The organism is Paenibacillus koleovorans NBRC 103111 (assembly GCF_004000845.1).
Taxonomy (GTDB): Bacteria; Bacillota; Bacilli; order Paenibacillales; family NBRC-103111; genus Paenibacillus_AA; species Paenibacillus_AA koleovorans.
This window is the reverse complement of sequence record NZ_BIMA01000137.1, coordinates 1-16,896: the sequence shown is the minus strand read 5'-3', so window position 1 is coordinate 16,896 and position 16,896 is coordinate 1. Positions and strand designations below refer to the sequence as shown.

The following is a 16,896-nucleotide window of genomic DNA, read 5'->3' as shown; positions in this document are numbered from 1 at the left end:
TCTTTCGCCAGAGGACCATCCGGGTAATCTTCCCTGATGATTTGCCTTACTTGAATATGAATCTGGTACGTATCCCTCTGGCGTAGAGCGAATCAAGCTTCTTTCGCGATAGCTTTACAGAGTCAATAGACCTTCATATATCGAAACTGTGGCAGATCCTTCACCATAGCAGGATGAATGACAGGGGCGCTTTCACCAGCCTCGACCATTCGTTCTATCAAGCGTTGACGCAAAGAGTTGCTGATCTCCGCATGCGAGGGGTAGCCTGCCAGGTTGTGAAGCTCGTAAGGATCGGAAATCAGGTTATACAAATAAACCTCCTCATATGTGTCCGAACTCGGATCCAACCAAGGATCTTTATCGGAAGCAACAACGCCATACTTCCATTTTTCCGTTCGTATGGCTCTTCCGAGCTCCGTCTGACTGATTTGAATAAAGGCTTCTTCCGGCCACGGAATCTCTTCGTGACGAACCAGGGGCAAGAATGATCTTCCCTGCAGTTCGACAGGAACGGGGATATTCGCAGCATCCAACAAAGTAGGTGCGACATCCAATAAAGTTATGGGCTCCCTGATTTTGCCCCTCCTATTGAAACCCGGCCCTATAAGGGCCATGGGGATACGAATGGAGCTGTCATGCAGCGATCTCTTGCATCCATAATTCCTTGTATAGAAATGATTGCCGTGATCCGAGGTGAATACAAGAATGCTGTTATCCGTCATATCCAGACTTTTAAACACATCCAGAAGACGTCCTAGACATTCATCAATCCGCTTCACGCATCCGTAATACGGCCCCAGATTTTGATGGGCGTTGCCGCCAAGCGAGGCTAGATCGGGAGGAGTCCATGCTCCTGTATAACAGGTTCTATAAATATCGGGAGGGGCGTATTCATCCGTCTCCGTCTGTTGGTGAGGCTCGATGAAATTAATATTGAGAAAAAAGGGCTGCTCTTCCGTTCGACGTTGAGAGATAAAAGACAGGGCCGCATCCATTATCGCATCCGCACGGTATCCGGGAAGATGAACAGGCTCATGGTCCGTGTTATAAACCATCGTCTTGTATGGTGTACAATCTTTGCCGGATAGCTTGTTGTGGCATAGCCAATATTGATATCCGCCCCGCTGTGGTTCGGTCACGATCTCTTGATCCGATACATGCCATTTTCCAATCAACCCGGTATAATAACCGGCATCCCGAAAGTAATGAGCCAAGGTCTTGGTTCCCTGAGGAAAAGGAGCGTTATTCCCTATATATCCTGTGGTCGAGGCATACAACCCTGTTTGCAAACAAGCCCGTGCCGGTCCGCACACCGGTTGGCAGCTGAAGGCATGCTCCAGTAAGGTGCCATAGTGGGCCATGTAGTCAAAGTTTGGCGTTAAATTTAGCGGGTTTCCATACACTCCCGCCGTATCCCAGCGCTGCTGATCCGTCATAATCATGATTATATTCGGTCTCATCATTGTCCACCCCGCTTTTGTTGGCGAATCCATTCGTACATCCTTGTACACATGTCTCCTCGGGTCACTGGAAGGGTAGGATCCCATCCGCTGTAATCCGCGGTCGGCGACAAATGCAAGTCCTCCTGCATGAAGGCTTGATTAAGCTCTTCAAACATATCGATCCATTCCGCATGGCTGATGGAGCCGTCCATCCGCTGCTCCGCATCGATTACAGCTTTGGCGATGGACATGGTATCCTGACGGCCATACGCCAGCTCCTTCAAAGCTGCGACCCATTCCTTGGCTACCGATTTAGTTACCGGCTGCTCCGGATTCGCATCAAAGGATGGGAAAAAACCTTTTGTTCCAAAATATTGGATTGCCGACAGCCATAAGGTCTTATGAGACATGTCCACATCATTAAAGAAAGTCAACATAAGACCTTTCTCAATCAATGTTTGTTGCAATAAATCGATATTTAACTTAGCGGGCGATACATCATGAATCATACATAAAGCGGCTGCGATTCCCGCTGCTTCTCCCAATTGGATCAATACCGGTGTTTGTCTGACTGTACCCCAAGCAACATGCGTGGCAGCGCATGTTTCGGTTATCAATACATTATCCAGCTTATTGCTGATCATCACCCTGTAGGGCACTTGTCCAGGGCGTGTCTGATCCTGCATAAAAAATTGTCCGTCCGGCAAGCTCCCGGGTACTCTTTGTTTGGTGCAGGGCAACGAATCCAAAGGAAAATCAGTGATGGCTATGGAGTCATTATGAATGGGGGGGCGCATCCATCCATCGGGACACAAAAAGTCGTGCTCCTTAAGAATATAGGAGGCGATCAATCTTCTGGATTCCCGCACATACATTTGATGCGGAACCAGATTATTGCTTCTGAATTCATCCTTCGCCAATCCCCATTCCTTGGAAAGGCTGCGAACATGCTCGGGTACCGATAAGTCATTCTGCAGAAACCACATAATCCCCAAAGCATGATTCAGATGATGTTGTTCGATTATTCTTCTCGTTGGCCAATCCGCCTCCGGATACGTTTTCCCCGCTTCCGTGAAGTTGGTGGCGTTCCAGCTTCGTTTGCGATTCGGAAGCTTATGTCCATGGAAAACATGATCGTTGGCTGCCTGATCTTCAATCGTATGATTCAAGTAACGATGGTGCAAGGAATAGGATGTATGATAGATGTCCTCAGGTTTCTCACTGATTCCGGAATACATCGATCGGTCGTAGCTTTCAGGGGGGCTATCTGGAATCCAGCGGTTATCCGGATCGCTCGATAAACACAATCGATAGCTGTAGTCCTGAATATTATCATCGCCTTCGCCTGTGCTGCCAGGGAGTAAGGATAAAGTAGACCATTTCGGTATAAGGTTTAATTTGCCTTCGACGGCTTCCTTTGGGAAAAGTCCTTTGACGTAGGTCGTAAAAATCTTGCCGGCATGCGATTCGCCAAATTCATCCCGTGACTCCCGGCCCACTCGATATTCCGCGCCTGCTAGCGCCATTAAATCTCCTTCACTGGAAGCATCAATGAATATCTTGGCTGCTGCTGTCAGTTGATGGTTTGTTTCAAACGATTGGAGCTTGACATCGATAACCGACTTTTCATTCTTCGTTACCTCGACCGGATAATAACCGCGCAGCACGCGGATTTTCGGTTCGGCAGCAACCGTCTGTTCCAATATATGCTCCATGACATGGGGTTCAAAGGTGATCATTGGATTATTGGGTTCAAGTGTGGTGCAATCGATATAAGCTTGTGAAGCTTCGCCATACGTTTCCTTATAATAAGCAATCACTTTCTGCTCCAGAGCATGGTTAAACGAAGAACGATTTCCACGATAATGCGTCTCGAAAGCACCTAATGATGGGAAAAAACCTCCAAGTACCCTTGTGTGCGAGATCAATATAATATTGAATCCATACTTGGCAGCCTGGATAGCCGCTGCAATTCCGCCCGGATTTCCTCCCATGACCAAAATGTCCGTATCCAGCGTATGCATATGTGGCACCCTCCTATCCCTTCACCGCGCCTAATGTGATCCCGCGTGTAAAATATTTTTGGAATGCAATGAATAATACAATCATCGGCAATGCCGAGAGTACCGCTCCAGCCATCATATTTCCATATGCAGGCATTGCCTCAAGCTGTAAACCCGATACACCCAAGGGCAAGGTTTTCATAGATTCAGACTTGGTCATAATCAGTTGCCAGACGTAATCGTTCCACGATTTCACGAATTCAAAGATCGCCAAAGATGCAATAGGCGCTGATACAAGAGGCACTACAATACGAACAAATATTGAAAATTCATTGCAACCGTCCATTCGTGCCGCTTCCAGCATTTCCTTGGGGATGGATTGCATGAATTGCCTCATGAGAAATATACCGAAGGGCACGGCAACTTCCGGAATTATTAACCCTGCATATGTGTTGTACCAACCCAGATTGTTCATTAATCGAAATAAGGGCACTAACAAAACGTATTTTGGCAGCATCATCATAGCGATCATGAAGAAGAAGATGGCGTCTCTACCCGGAAAACGAAGCTTGGAGAATGCATATCCGGCCATACTGCTAAAGACGACAACTAGAAGGGTCGTGCTTAAGGAAATATAGAAGCTGTTAAAAAACCATCTTACTAGCATCGTCCGCTGATAGAGCTCTATATAGTTGTCGAAAATCAAATGAAATGAAAAAAATTGAGGAGGCGATGCAAACATAGCTTTTTCCGTTTTGAAAGAACACACGATCCCCCAGTAAAAGGGAAATATCCACACGACTGTACAAATCATCAAAAACGCATTTCCGGCCCAAGTCATTAGGATGTCTGTGAAGCTTCTTTGTTTGAAAGCTGTAATTATTGCAATCACCGCCTTAGAATTCAATTTTGGAAGTCATGATACGGAATTGAAAGTAGGAAATAACTCCGATGATCAGGAATAGGACAACACCCATTGCAGATGCATATCCGAAATTGGTATACAAGAAAGCATTTAGATATAGCTCATATATGATGGATGTTGTACTGCCATAAGGTCCGCCTTGGGTCAACAAATGAATAACTGCAAAGGTTTGAAAGGCGTGGATGGTAGAAATGACTACAACATATAAAGTCGTAGGTTTTACCAATGGCCAAGTAATGTTCATGAACTTTTTTAAGACCCCTGCTCCGTCTATAGAAGCCGCTTCATAATATTCAGTGGATATATTGCCTAGAGCGGCCGTATATAGAATAATGGGCTGCCCTACACTCCAAGTAATAATAACAAACACGACACAGAGAAAGGCGCCATTCGCATCTGAAAGCCAGTTAACAGAATGGAATCCCAATACATTCATGAAGTAATTGGCAACACCAATCACCGGGTTGTAGATCCAGTTCCAGACTAGCGATACTGCGACAACAGACGAGACTACAGGAATGTAGAACACAGCCCGGTAGAAGGATGTAACCTTGTGGCCTTTGTTATAGATCAGAACAGCAACAAAAATAGAAAATACTACACAAAACGGGACTATATAAACGACATATCTCATGGTGTTCCAGAACGCTTTAACAAAATTAGGATCATGATACAGTTGAATAAAATTATCTAAACCGATAAATGTGTTTTGTTTCATGGTCAATCTATAAAAGCTGATACGGATTGCTTCTACTGCTGGATATGCCAGAAACAATAGAAAGCAGAATAGTGATGGGAATATAAATAGATATCCCGGCATCCATTTTCTTGCTCTCTTGATCATCATATTCATAGCATTCTTCCTTTCCATAAACATGGGAGCTGATTAGCTCCCATGTCATAACTTTGTTATTTTCTCCCCATCGTCTACTCTTGCTTTCGCGCATCCGTAATAATCTTAGTACCTAATTGCTCAAACTCCTTTAATGCCGCATCAGCCGTCTTCGACCCTGTGAATACAGCCTGCATTTTCATGCCGAATTCCACTCTTTGTTGCTGGAATCCGGGAACGGATACGCCACCGTCAACAGCATACTTCAGAACTTCGCTGGCAAATTGCAGGTTTTTGTCAGGGTTGTCGCTGTATAGATTTTTTTGCGATTTTCTTGGGGAGTAAGACAGACTGCCTTTCACTGCAGCAGCATTTTCTCCTGCAGCTCCCAAAAACTTGGCAAGCTCAACGGACCATTTCTGCACATTCGGATCTGCATTCTTAAATACGCCGATTCCATATTCATGAACAAACGAAGCCGGGCCTCCTGATGATCCTGAAGGCATCATGACCAGCTCTACTTCAAAGTTGTCGATCTCCTTATCGCTTTGAGCTTTCAGAACACGGGCATAACCGGTTGTAGCAATAGTCATAGAGGCCACCTTTTGCTGATTGAACAATGTAACCACTTCGTTATACCCTACACCGGCTGCTCCAGGCTGAGCTACTTGAGTATCAATGAGCTTTTTTAAGAAGTGAAAGGTTTCTAAACCTTGCTTGTTGTTCAGCGTTACTTTTGTTTTAGCCGGATCAAAGGTAGTAATCCCATTACTCCAGAACCAATGCATCATATAGCTGTCTGCAGTTTCGGTCTTTCCGAATATCCCCGTTCCGTAAACGCCGGGTTTTTTCTGCGGAATCGCTTTGGCTGCTTCATAGAACTGATCGTATGTCCATGTTCTCTCTGCATTCGTCGGAATCAAATGATCCACACCCGCTTGCTTGAACAATGTACGGTTAATCATCAACATTTGTGGAGTGAGGACCCACGGCAAGTAATAATGATCACCGCCGTCCAGTCTCGCATTTTCCCAAATCTGTTCGTAATAATCCGCAATATATTCGGGTTCCAAGTACTTGTCGAGCGGAAGCATCAAGCCTTTCCTGGCATATTCGAACATTCGTATATTTGAATCCATCAAGACGTTAGCGATTTCATTCGTTTGAATGGCTACTGCTACTTTCTGAGGACCGCCTGTTGCATTCAAGTACTCGGTTTCAACCGTTACATGTGGATGAAGCTCCATAAATCGCTTCACTGCAGCGGTCTCCCAATCGCCAGGCTTGCCATTCGGTTCATCGCCTTTAACACCCGCCCATTTGGGATATGCCCAAAGCTTGATCTTAACGGGTTGTTCCGCTTTTCCCGGATTGCCAGTCTGAGATGGATCAACATTACCCGTGTTCCCGCTTGGATTTTTTCCGCATGCCGCCAGCGAAGCTAGCAGCATGAGGATGACGGCCAACAACGTTGCTTTGCGCAGTATTTCGGATTGCTTCATTGCGTATACCCCTCCAGTTTTGTTGTGATACTTCCTTGCATTTCTACTTTATCTGAACGGATAGAAGATACCTATTGCAGGATCTTTGACTTAATGAACATATTATTACTCTCTTGCAAGAACGGCTATACTAAGCATAAACACTTCGATACTATGGGTATAGGGCTGAGTTGGGGGTGGACCATCTGAATACCTTGAAGAAGTGGAGGAGGAGCATATTATGGAAGATCGCGATGAGTTATTTGTTTTTGACGGCAATCCCGTTTATTCTTTCATTCCTGCTCATCTCGATGTATTGGTGGAATTCAACGAAAGAAAGCTCCATTCAGCACTCGGAAAAAATGCTTCAAACCACCAAGGAAGTCATTCAAACCCATCTGCGTCAAATGGAAAGCTTAAGCATTTCATTATATTACGATACTAGCTTGCTTTCTCTTTTAAAGGACCGGGAGGTTATGGGAAATCAACAAAAAAGAAACCAGATTATCCCGTTGTTCGAAAAGCTGTTTTTGAACATGTCCCATATTCGCCCGGATATCTACAATTACTATTATTACGACCTGAATGGAAAACTCATATTTGTAAACATAAACGGAGTCTGGATCGATTATATACCGCAAACGAATTACAATCCTTCTGAAGACGAGTGGTTTCGCGAAGCCATCAGGTCGGATGGAAAACCCTCTGTTGTATACCAGGAATCCCTTCAAGAGCCTGTGTTTTCTTTGTCCAGGTTAATTAAATATTTAACGGATCCCATCGGCGTTGTTCTATTGAATTTTAATTTCAATATTCTGGATGATGTTATCGGAAATTCCATATTCGAACCAACAAGCGAGTTTCTAATAATGGGATCGAAAGGTGATATTTTTTATCAGAAAACACCTTCTTCCTTTTCAAAATCCGACTTGGATGAAGTCCGACAGATGATCGTCCAAACCTCGGGAGATAAGCCAACCCCCCCTTCAAAAACCGTAACTTTTAACAACAGCTCTTATTTAATGATCTATGAAAGCTTGGACAGATACCAACTGAAGTTAATTCATCTCATCCCTCTAGCTGTGCTGGCTTCAGAGAATTTGAACTATATATACAAGATTAGTGTAATCATGTTGTTGGTTATCGTCATTCTGATGGCAGTATCTGTTTATTATTTTTATAGGCGCATTAAGCCTCTCAAAGAGCTTGCCGACGTAATGGATGCAAGTCAGCACGAACCGTTCGACAAGCGGATTATCGTAAAGACAAGAGATGAAGTCGGCCGATTGGGAATCAGCTATAACCGGATGATGTCTCGATTGCAGCAGCTGATTGAGAATGAGTACAAACATCGGGTTCAGTTGATTGAGACGGAGAAAAAGATGCTGGAATCGCAAATCAACCCTCACTTTCTCTATAACACATTGGATACGATTCGATTTCTGGCGATTGAGCATAATGTCAAGGATATCGCCAAAATGCTGTTTACCTTATCCATCAACCTGCGATATACGATATCGAATACGAATAAACAGGTGCCGGTGAGAGAGGAAGTACAATGGCTCGAACGTTATATTTACTTGCAATTGCTACGATTCAAGGATCGATTTGACGTGTTCTTTCAGATCGATGTCGCTATACATGACCATAAAATCTACCGACTCATCTTACAACCCTTTATAGAAAATGCCATTATTCATGGCTTCCGTAATACGGAAAGCGGGGGCATTCTTAATATTAATGGATATCTGGTCTCCAAGGACCGGATTACCTTCGAAATTGTAGATAACGGGTGCGGCTTTGATGAAGAACTGAATATTACGATTACCCATTTAACGATTGCCATGCTTAATCAGGAAAATGGCGGAATGTATAATGCTTTGTCCAGACTATTCCTATATTACGGAGATCAGTGTGAAGTTAATTTGCAAAGCATTCCAAATAAACGTACTGCAGTACGCATTACGATTTCGAAGATGGAGGAGATCAGTTGATAAGACTCGTATTGGTTGATGATGAACCGATTATTTTACGCGGAATGTCGATGCAACTAGAGCAATTGGATAGAAAAATCAACATTGTGGGGACTGCCAAAAACGGGTTGGAAGGTTTAGAGAAAATCGAGATTTTCCAGCCCGATTATGCAATAATTGATATCCGAATGCCCATTATGGATGGAATTGAACTGGTGAAAAAAATGAATGAAACCCTCATCGCCCCCAACACCAAATGTATTATCCTGTCGGCTCACTCCGAATTTGAGTATGCTCAAACCGCTTTGCGATATGGTGCCATTGATTTCCTGCTGAAGCCTCTCGATGAGAACATGCTGGAAGATTTGTTTGTTCGTCTGGAATCTAAGCCGGCCCCCATCCTAAAACATACGCTCGGAATGGAAATCATGAATAAGTGGATTCATGACAAGGATATTCGCCAACCGCTGGTCCTGAAGATGTTAGCATACATCAGTAAGAACTATATGAAAGAGCTGCAACTGAGAGCTTTATCTGAACAATTTCATGTATCCTCCAGTTATGTTAGCATCCTATTTAAAAGGGTGACTAACTATAGCTTCATTTCATTTGTGAACGAATTTCGTGTCGAAGTAGCGAAGAAAATTTTGGCAGACAGTCATTATAAAATCAGTGAAGTGGCCTATATGGTGGGTTATAACAATCCGCCTTATTTTGATAGAGTGTTTCGTTCCATTACGAACATGACTCCAATCGAATATGCGCGAGAACAAAAAGCGCGTCGATGATGTTTTTGCATAAGAGTACTCGCATTGCACTTATTCGACGGTGTGCGGAAGAGGTCCGGGTGAGCAGATGAAAAAAAGCTGGTTGATCATGTGTATGCTTTCGATCGGTGTATTTCTGTTGCCGACTTATTGGGTCGTGAATATGATGAAATCCTGGCAGGAAAACCCGACGGCTCAAGCGGGAATCATGGATCTCCGGGAGTGGGACTACACTCGGAATGGTGCTGTTAAGCTAGTTGGGGATTGGGAATTTTACCGCAATCAACTCCTTACGCCGGAGTCGTTCCGCGAGAATCGGCCGCCTGAGTTTCCCGTGCCACAGCTTACAAGTTTGGTGCAGGTGCCGGGGAATTGGAACAGCTATATAGCGGAACAAGGTCCTCCAACGAGCAAAGGATTCGGAACGTTCCGACTTAAAGTCCGCGTAGGCGATAAGCAAGACGCGACATACGGTGTGCATGTCGTCAGTATTTTGATGTCGAGCAAAGTTTTTCTCAATAGTCAAGAAGTAGGAACGAGCGGGGTGCCCGCCAAGACGGATGAAGAAACAATAGTGAGCAATATTCCTTTTGTGGGGTTTTCAACGGTCAGCGGCGACACGGTGGAGGTTATCGTACAAGCGGCTAATTTCAACTTTGCGTGGGGCGGCATGACTTACCCGATTGTGTTCGGAGACCAGAATTCCATTATGAAGGATCGGGATTTCAATCTGTTCATGGATCTGATCACGACGGGGGGCTTTATTCTAGCCGGGCTGTTTTTGGTGATGCTTTACCGGGTGAGAACGCAGGACCCTTCTCTGCTGATGCTTACCTTGTTCTGTTTGTCGGCCTTGTTGTATGTGCTGACGAATGGGGAAAAGCTTTTGGACGCAATAGTTCCCTCTCTTCCTTACGATTGGTTCCTCAGGCTTCAGAATATCGCTTCGGTGGCGGCTTATTATTTTTTGTTGCATTATATCACTTGTGCGATGCCGGGGCCTTTCCATAAAAAAGTCCTGCTTGCGGTCCGATATTTTGCGGTAATTGCTGTGCTGATCTACCTCTTTTTTCCGCCGGCCGTCTTCTCGATTTTTATGGGACCTCCTATAACTTTGCTCAGTTTATGCGTGGTGTTTTATGTCTGCTATACCTTGATCAGGAACTTGAGATTATATGCAAAAAGCAAGCTATTCGTTATGGTGAGCATGCAGGTCATTCTGATTGACGTAATTAATCAAGTGCTAATTATGGCAGACCTTTTACAGGTTCAAATCCTGATTCCCTATGAGATGCTTCTCCTAGTCATTGCACAAGGTCTACTATTGGCGAGCCGTTTTGCGGATTCGTACCGGAAAGTGGAGACGCTGTCGCAGCGGCTAATGACGTTGGACGGGATGAAGGACGAATTTATGGCGAATACCTCTCATGAGCTAAGGACGCCGCTGCACGGGATGATTAATATCGCGGATACTCTGCTTACTAGAACGGCGGGGGTCCTGAACGCGGAACAGGCGAAGGACTTGGCATTAATCGTCTCTACCGGCAGGCGGCTATCGTGGCTAATTAATGATATTCTCGATTTCTCCAAAATGAAGAACGGCAATCTGCTCCTGCTTCGGAAAGCGGTCGAGCTTCAGTCGGTTGCCTTGTCCGTTCTTGAAGTGCTCGGCCAACTAACCGGAAAGAAAGACATCCGATTCACCCAGTCGTGGCCGGATCGAATGCCGTGGTTGGATACGGACGAGGATCGTCTTCGTCAAATTCTGTTCAATTTGCTGGGCAACGCCGTTAAATTCACAAGGCATGGGGAAATCGGCATTAAGGCTGCGGCTGGCAAAAATGACATGACGATTACGGTTTGGGATACTGGAATCGGTATTGCCGAAGATCGGTTCGAGTCCATCTTCCAATCCTTCGATCAGGCGGATCCTCTCGTGTATGAAGCGGTGGAGGATGGCGCCGGTACGGGTCTCGGTCTGAGCATAACGAAAAAGCTGGTTGAGCTGTTAGGCGGCCGAATTTGGGTGGAATCCGAGTTGGGCAAGGGATCTGCGTTTCATTTTACATTGCCGCTCGCTCATCCGCAGCCGCCAGCGACGAGCCGTCTGCCGGCGGCCACCGGAGCGGCTTCGCCGCATGAAGGGGTCAAGCATGATCCTGGCCGTTCGTCGAAAGGCGAACGGCTTGCCCCAGCATCCGGAACGGTGCTGATTGTCGATGACGATCCTGTGAATCTTCAGGTGCTGATGAATTTGTTGGCGGAGGAAAACTATTCTATTATTGCAGTAAACGGTGGAGCGGAAGCGTGGGATGAAATTGTCCGCAATTCTCGTATCGATCTTGTGATTGCCGACTGGATGATGCCCGGCATGTCCGGCCTCGAGCTGACTCGGCGCATAAGAACCCGATATTTGCTATCGGAGCTGCCGGTGCTTTTATTGACAGCCCGAGGCCGGTCGGAGGACATATGGACCGCTTTCCAGACGGGCATCAACGATTTTCTCAGCAAACCGGTGGATTCCGGGGAGCTGAGAGCGCGTGTCCATACCTTGCTGGAGCTGCGCAAATCCGTGCAGTTGATCATGAGGACGGAGATGGCTTTTCTTCAGGCGCAGATCAAGCCCCACTTTTTATATAACGCTTTAAATACGATCATCGCTTTCTGTTTGGTCGATCCGGTGAAAACGATGGGGCTGCTGGAAGAATTGGGCGAATATTTGCGCGGCAGCTTCGACTTCCAGAATCGCGATCAGCTGGTGCCGCTGAAGAAGGAGCTGGAATTGGTCAAATCGTACTTATCGCTGGAAAAAGCCCGGTTCGAGGAACGACTGACCGTCGAATATCACATCGATGCCAGCTTGCTAAGCTTAATACCGCCTCTCTCCATACAACCGATTGTCGAGAATGCAGTCCGGCATGGCGTCACGCAAAGGGAGCGCGGTGGGAGGATCGGCATCCGGTTGACGGAGGCGGAAGACAAGGTTACGGTTGCGGTATCGGATGACGGGCCAGGAATCGGGGAAGCTCAGCTTAGGCGGCTATTGTCCGAAAAGCGGGAAGACGGGGGCGTCGGGTTGCTGAATATTCACAGGCGGCTGATGCACTTATATGGAAGCGGACTTCGGATCGAGAGTGAGCGGGGCAAAGGAACGATAGTCAGCTTCGACGTGCTGAAATCATCTGCGGCCATTGGTCGCCTATCAGAAGAGAGGAACGGTGAGCGACGATGAGAGCGGTTCTGGTAGACGATGAGAAACCGGCGTTGCTTCACTTGGAACGGCTTATTCTCGCGGACGGCCGGTTCGATGTCGTGGGCATCTATACATCGGCCAAAGCTTGCTTCGATCGTCTGGATCAAGATCAGCCGGATATTTTGTTCCTCGATATCAACATGCCCGAGATGAACGGTCTTGAAGTGAGTGAGCGAATACGGAAGTCCGGTCGCGATCTCCCGTTCGTATACATTACTGCACATTCCGAGTATGCGATCGAGGCGTTCGGGTTGAACGCGCTAGACTATTTGTTAAAGCCTGTCACCTCGAGGCGTCTGGTCGATACGCTTGATCGTATACAACGTTATTGGCATCGGACAGTGGTTCCTGCTAATACTCAGGACAAGCTGCGGATCTTGTGCTTCAGGCAACTCGAATTCGTGATGCGCCATAATAGTAGACATAAGCCGCCAAGGTGGCGGACTTTGAAAGCGATGGAGTTATTCGCTTATTTCCTGCATCATTCGGGTCAATGGATCGCAAAAGAAAGATTGCTGGAAACGCTTTGGCCGGATTTGGAGTATGACAAGGCGGTTACTCATCTGCACACATCCGTCTCTCAGGTTCGAAATGTGTTGAAAAAATGGGGCAGCAAGGCGTCGGTGGGGTATGCGCATGACAGTTACTGTCTCGAACAGGTCGATTGGACGACGGATCTGGAAGAGTTCGAGCAACTAAGTGGAACGATCGCCGATATTCAGGAATGGACGAGGGAAAGCCGGGAAGCATATGATCGCAAATTGAAGCAGTATCGCGGCGATTATCTGGAGCATCATGATTATCATTGGGCGATTGCCAGAAGAAGCAAGCTGCAGAAGCAATATACAAGCGCGATATTAGGCATGGCCGCTGCCGAGCTGCAGGCGGGGTTCATCACGGAGGCGCTGGAGCTGTTGGCCGTCCTGCAGGAGAAGGAGCCGTATTCGGATGAATTGTGCCGGCTCATCCTGTGCGCTTATGCAAAAGCCGGGAATTGGGAGCTCGCGCAAGGCCACTACGATAAGTTTGTTGGTCTTCTGCTCGCCGAGCTCGGAATTGAACCCCAATCCGAAACTAAGGAATGTTACAAACAGCTATTGAATGAGAGGAAATAAGCTTCATTTATCGTAATCAGCCTGTTATGCCATCAAAATGATGGATAATGGGCTTTTTTACGTGGATATGTGAGAAAATGAGTGATTAGAATCGGTTCAGCGTAATGCTATATACTCTGCCTAGTTGTCGATTGGAGAGGAGTATTTGCATGCAAACTTATTTGTTTAACAAAACGGCCAGAATGATTATCACTTGGGTGACAATCGTTGCCATGCTCGCGAGTAGCTATCCGGTGAGCACGGCGCATGCCGCTGAAGATTTTCAAACGAAGCTGCAGGATGAATTTAATGCGTGGACGATCATAAAGGATATTAAAGACCACTGGGCGGAGAGGGAAATAACCGCTTGGACGAAGCTTGGGCTGGTACGTGGTTATGAGGATGGCACGTTTCAGCCTGACGCCATCATTACTCGAGCTGAATTCGTGGCTCTGGTCAACGGCTTGTTCAAGCTGGCTGCCGGAAGGAGTGCGGCTTTCTCCGATGTCAGCACTCAGGACTGGTTTCATTCACAGGTCGGCGCCGCTACGCAACAAGGCTATATACAAGGCTACGAGGACGGAACCTTTCGTCCGAATCAAGCGCTAAATCGAGCTGAAGCTGCAGTGGTGCTTTCCCGCTTGGTACCGTTGCTTACCAGGCAAGGCACGGATCCATTAGACGGCTATTCGGACCAATCTGCGATTCCTGCTTTTAGCAGAGAGGCTTTGGGCGGGGCGGTAGATTCCGGTTATTTCTCAGGATTTCCCGATCAAACTCTTCGGCCCATTCAGTCCCTAACACGGGCTGAAGCTGTAGTGCTTCTGGATCGCATTCTCCAAAAGTCGGGATCCGATCCTAGCCAGCCCCCGGCTGTCGCTCCGATAGTATTGGAGCATGCGGGCACATACGGCCCGTCAGCCGGAACCGTTACCGTTGCCGGCCATTTGACGATTCATGCGCCAGGCACAACGTTGCAGAATTTGGTGGTGAAAGGCGATTTGTTGATAGGCGAGCCCGTAGGCGAAGGGGATGTCTATCTGCACAATGTCAAGGTTCTCGGCAGCACCCTAGTCAAGGGAGGCGGCCAGAACAGTATTCATATCGAAAATTCAGAGTTAAGCACCATCGTTATTGAAAAAGTAGGCGGACGTGTCCGTGTAGTGGTAGGCGGGACAACGGTCATTGAACAGATGGATATTAAATCCGATGCAACGGTTGAGTCTAATGACACCGCAGGCATTTCAGGCATAACGATCTCCGAAACGGGAGAGGTTTCGCTCGCAGGGGATTTCAAGAATGTGGTGATCAGCGGAGATGTTCAATTAACGGTATCCTCGGGATCGATCGAAAATATTCAGATAGGCAAAGGCGTTAAAGATTCGAAGATTAAATTGGATGAGGGCGTTCAAGTCACGCAAATGGATGTACATGGAACGACTGCGGTTGAAGGCAAAGGCACCATTGAAAAAGCGGTTGTGGATGAAACGAGTACAGCCAGCTTCGAAAATAAACCGGCTACGGTGGAGACCGGCACAGGAGCCAATACGACTCCAACACCAACGCCGACACCAACACCAACACCACCGGTAATCGTTACGCCTACTACGCCAACGCCTACTCCTACACCAACACCGACACCAACACCGACACCAACGCCAACACCGACACCAACTCCAACTCCCACACCGGTAACGGTTGTTCCGCCTGGAGCACCAACCGGAGTTACGGCTGTTCCCGGCAATGGGCAAGCTGAGGTAAGCTTCATACCTCCCGCGGATAATGGTGGAAGTGTGATTACGGGATATACCGTTACGGCTTCACCGGGCGGGGTTACCGCAACGGGAGCAGGATCCTCGATTACCGTGACAGGACTCACTAACGGTACGGAATATATATTTACAGTAACCGCGACCAATTCGGCAGGCACATCAGTCGCTTCCGCTCCTTCGGCAGGGGTAACGCCGACAAGCCCGATTGTCGCCCCAGGCGCACCGACCGTTGTGAATGCGGTGTATGGCAACGGGCAGGCTACAATTACTTTTACGCCTCCCGCCGATAATGGCGGAAGTGCGATTACAGGTTATACGGTGACTTCCTCACCCGGCAATCTTACGGCAGCAGGATCCAACAGCCCGATTACCATAACGGGTTTGACGAATGGAACCGCCTATACGTTTACGATAACGGCTACCAATCTTGCAGGTACATCGGCTGCTTCCGACCCATCCAACAGCGTAACGCCGGTTAAGCCGATCGGTGCTCCGGATGCGCCTACTGCAGTTGCAGCACAAGTTGCCGCTGATCGAGCTACCCTTACATTTACAGCGCCAATAGATGATGGCGGAAGTATCATTACGGGCTATACGGCAATCTCCTCCCCTGGCGGGTTTACGGGGACAGGTTCAAGCAGTCCGATTACCGTGACGGGGTTAACCTATGGAACGACTTATACCTTTACAGTGACCGCGACGAATGCGGCGGGTACTTCAGCTGCTTCTTCCGCATCCAATAGCGTGACGCCTATAACAGGACCAGGCATACCGACAGGAGTAAGCGCCGTTGCAGGAAACGGCCAGGCGGAGATTAGCTTCACAGCTCCGGCGAGCAACGGAGGCAGTGCCATTACGGGTTATACGGTGGTCTCCGCACCAGGCGGATTTACAGGGACTGGGTTAAGCAGCCCTATAACCGTCAGCGGTTTAACCAACGGAACCGCCTATACCTTTACGGTGACCGCGACGAATGTGGTAGGAACTTCGACGGCTTCTTCCGCATCTAACAGCGTTACGCCGAAGGCGGTGCCGGGAGCGCCGACAGGAGTAAGCGCAGCTGCGGGCAACGGGCAGGCTGAAGTCAGCTTTACTGCGCCGTCCAACGATGGAGGCAGTGCCATTACCAGCTATACGGTGACATCATCACCGGGCGGATTGACGGCAACTGGATCCGGCAGCCCGATCACTGTCAGCGGCCTAACCAACGGAACCGCTTATACCTTTACGGTTACCGCGACGAATGCGGAGGGCGCATCAATTGCTTCTTCCGTATCCAACGAAGTAACACCAAGAACAGTGCCGGATGCACCGACTGGAGTAACTGCAACCGCAGGCAACGGCCAGGCGGAGA

10 protein-coding genes are annotated in these 16,896 nt (G+C 47.6%); 5 read left to right on the top strand and 5 right to left on the bottom strand.

The window, feature by feature from the left end; translation table 11 throughout:
- Positions 1–122: 122 nt before the first annotated feature.
- The 5 genes from PKO02S_RS28125 to PKO02S_RS28105 all read right to left on the bottom strand — a co-directional run bounded on the left by PKO02S_RS28125 (position 123) and on the right by PKO02S_RS28105 (position 6,704).
- A complete protein-coding gene (locus PKO02S_RS28125; protein WP_246067504.1) occupies positions 123–1,442 on the bottom strand; it encodes a sulfatase-like hydrolase/transferase in 1,320 nt (439 codons plus the stop codon).
- Between the two features lie 17 nt (positions 1,443–1,459).
- Positions 1,460–3,466 (bottom strand): FAD-dependent oxidoreductase, encoded by a 2,007-nt coding sequence (locus PKO02S_RS28120; protein ID WP_127588356.1) that lies wholly within the window; start codon positions 3,464–3,466, stop codon positions 1,460–1,462.
- Positions 3,467–3,479: 13 nt separating this feature from the next.
- A complete protein-coding gene (locus PKO02S_RS28115; protein WP_246067490.1) occupies positions 3,480–4,352 on the bottom strand; it encodes a carbohydrate ABC transporter permease in 873 nt (290 codons plus the stop codon).
- Positions 4,342–5,223: a carbohydrate ABC transporter permease gene (locus tag PKO02S_RS28110; RefSeq protein WP_164821739.1), complete on the bottom strand. Its 882-nt coding sequence runs from the start codon at positions 5,221–5,223 to the stop codon at positions 4,342–4,344. Before PKO02S_RS28110 ends, PKO02S_RS28115 begins: the two co-directional genes overlap by 11 nt.
- A 74-nt stretch (positions 5,224–5,297) precedes the next feature.
- Positions 5,298–6,704 (bottom strand): ABC transporter substrate-binding protein, encoded by a 1,407-nt coding sequence (locus PKO02S_RS28105; RefSeq protein WP_127588354.1) that lies wholly within the window; start codon positions 6,702–6,704, stop codon positions 5,298–5,300.
- Positions 6,705–6,937: 233 nt separating this feature from the next.
- Between PKO02S_RS28105 and PKO02S_RS28100 the strand changes: the two genes are divergently transcribed.
- The 5 genes from PKO02S_RS28100 to PKO02S_RS28080 all read left to right on the top strand — a co-directional run.
- On the top strand, positions 6,938–8,677 hold the full coding sequence (locus PKO02S_RS28100) for a cache domain-containing sensor histidine kinase (protein WP_127588353.1): 1,740 nt from the start codon (positions 6,938–6,940) through the stop codon (positions 8,675–8,677).
- On the top strand, positions 8,674–9,444 hold the full coding sequence (locus PKO02S_RS28095; protein WP_127588352.1) for a response regulator transcription factor: 771 nt from the start codon (positions 8,674–8,676) through the stop codon (positions 9,442–9,444). The genes PKO02S_RS28100 and PKO02S_RS28095 overlap by 4 nt, the downstream gene beginning before the upstream one ends.
- 67 nt (positions 9,445–9,511) lie before the next feature.
- Positions 9,512–12,655 carry an ATP-binding protein gene (locus tag PKO02S_RS28090; RefSeq protein WP_127588351.1) on the top strand — a complete coding sequence of 1,048 codons (3,144 nt, stop codon included), beginning with the start codon at positions 9,512–9,514 and terminating at the stop codon, positions 12,653–12,655.
- On the top strand, positions 12,652–13,791 hold the full coding sequence (locus tag PKO02S_RS28085) for a response regulator (protein WP_127588350.1): 1,140 nt from the start codon (positions 12,652–12,654) through the stop codon (positions 13,789–13,791). The genes PKO02S_RS28090 and PKO02S_RS28085 overlap by 4 nt, the downstream gene beginning before the upstream one ends.
- 149 nt (positions 13,792–13,940) lie before the next feature.
- The coding region (locus PKO02S_RS28080; protein ID WP_174819965.1) for a fibronectin type III domain-containing protein at positions 13,941–16,896 on the top strand (2,956 nt) is incomplete at its 3' end.

Coding starts and splice junctions, on each gene's coding strand:
- PKO02S_RS28125 (WP_246067504.1), bottom strand. CDS start 1,442: ATGATTATGACGGATCAGCAGCGCTGGGATACGGCGGGAGTGTATGGA.
- PKO02S_RS28090 (WP_127588351.1), top strand. CDS start 9,512: ATGAAAAAAAGCTGGTTGATCATGTGTATGCTTTCGATCGGTGTATTT.
- PKO02S_RS28105 (WP_127588354.1), bottom strand. CDS start 6,704: ATGAAGCAATCCGAAATACTGCGCAAAGCAACGTTGTTGGCCGTCATC.
- PKO02S_RS28085 (WP_127588350.1), top strand. CDS start 12,652: ATGAGAGCGGTTCTGGTAGACGATGAGAAACCGGCGTTGCTTCACTTG.
- PKO02S_RS28120 (WP_127588356.1), bottom strand. CDS start 3,466: ATGCATACGCTGGATACGGACATTTTGGTCATGGGAGGAAATCCGGGC.
- PKO02S_RS28100 (WP_127588353.1), top strand. CDS start 6,938: ATGAGTTATTTGTTTTTGACGGCAATCCCGTTTATTCTTTCATTCCTG.
- PKO02S_RS28110 (WP_164821739.1), bottom strand. CDS start 5,223: ATGAATATGATGATCAAGAGAGCAAGAAAATGGATGCCGGGATATCTA.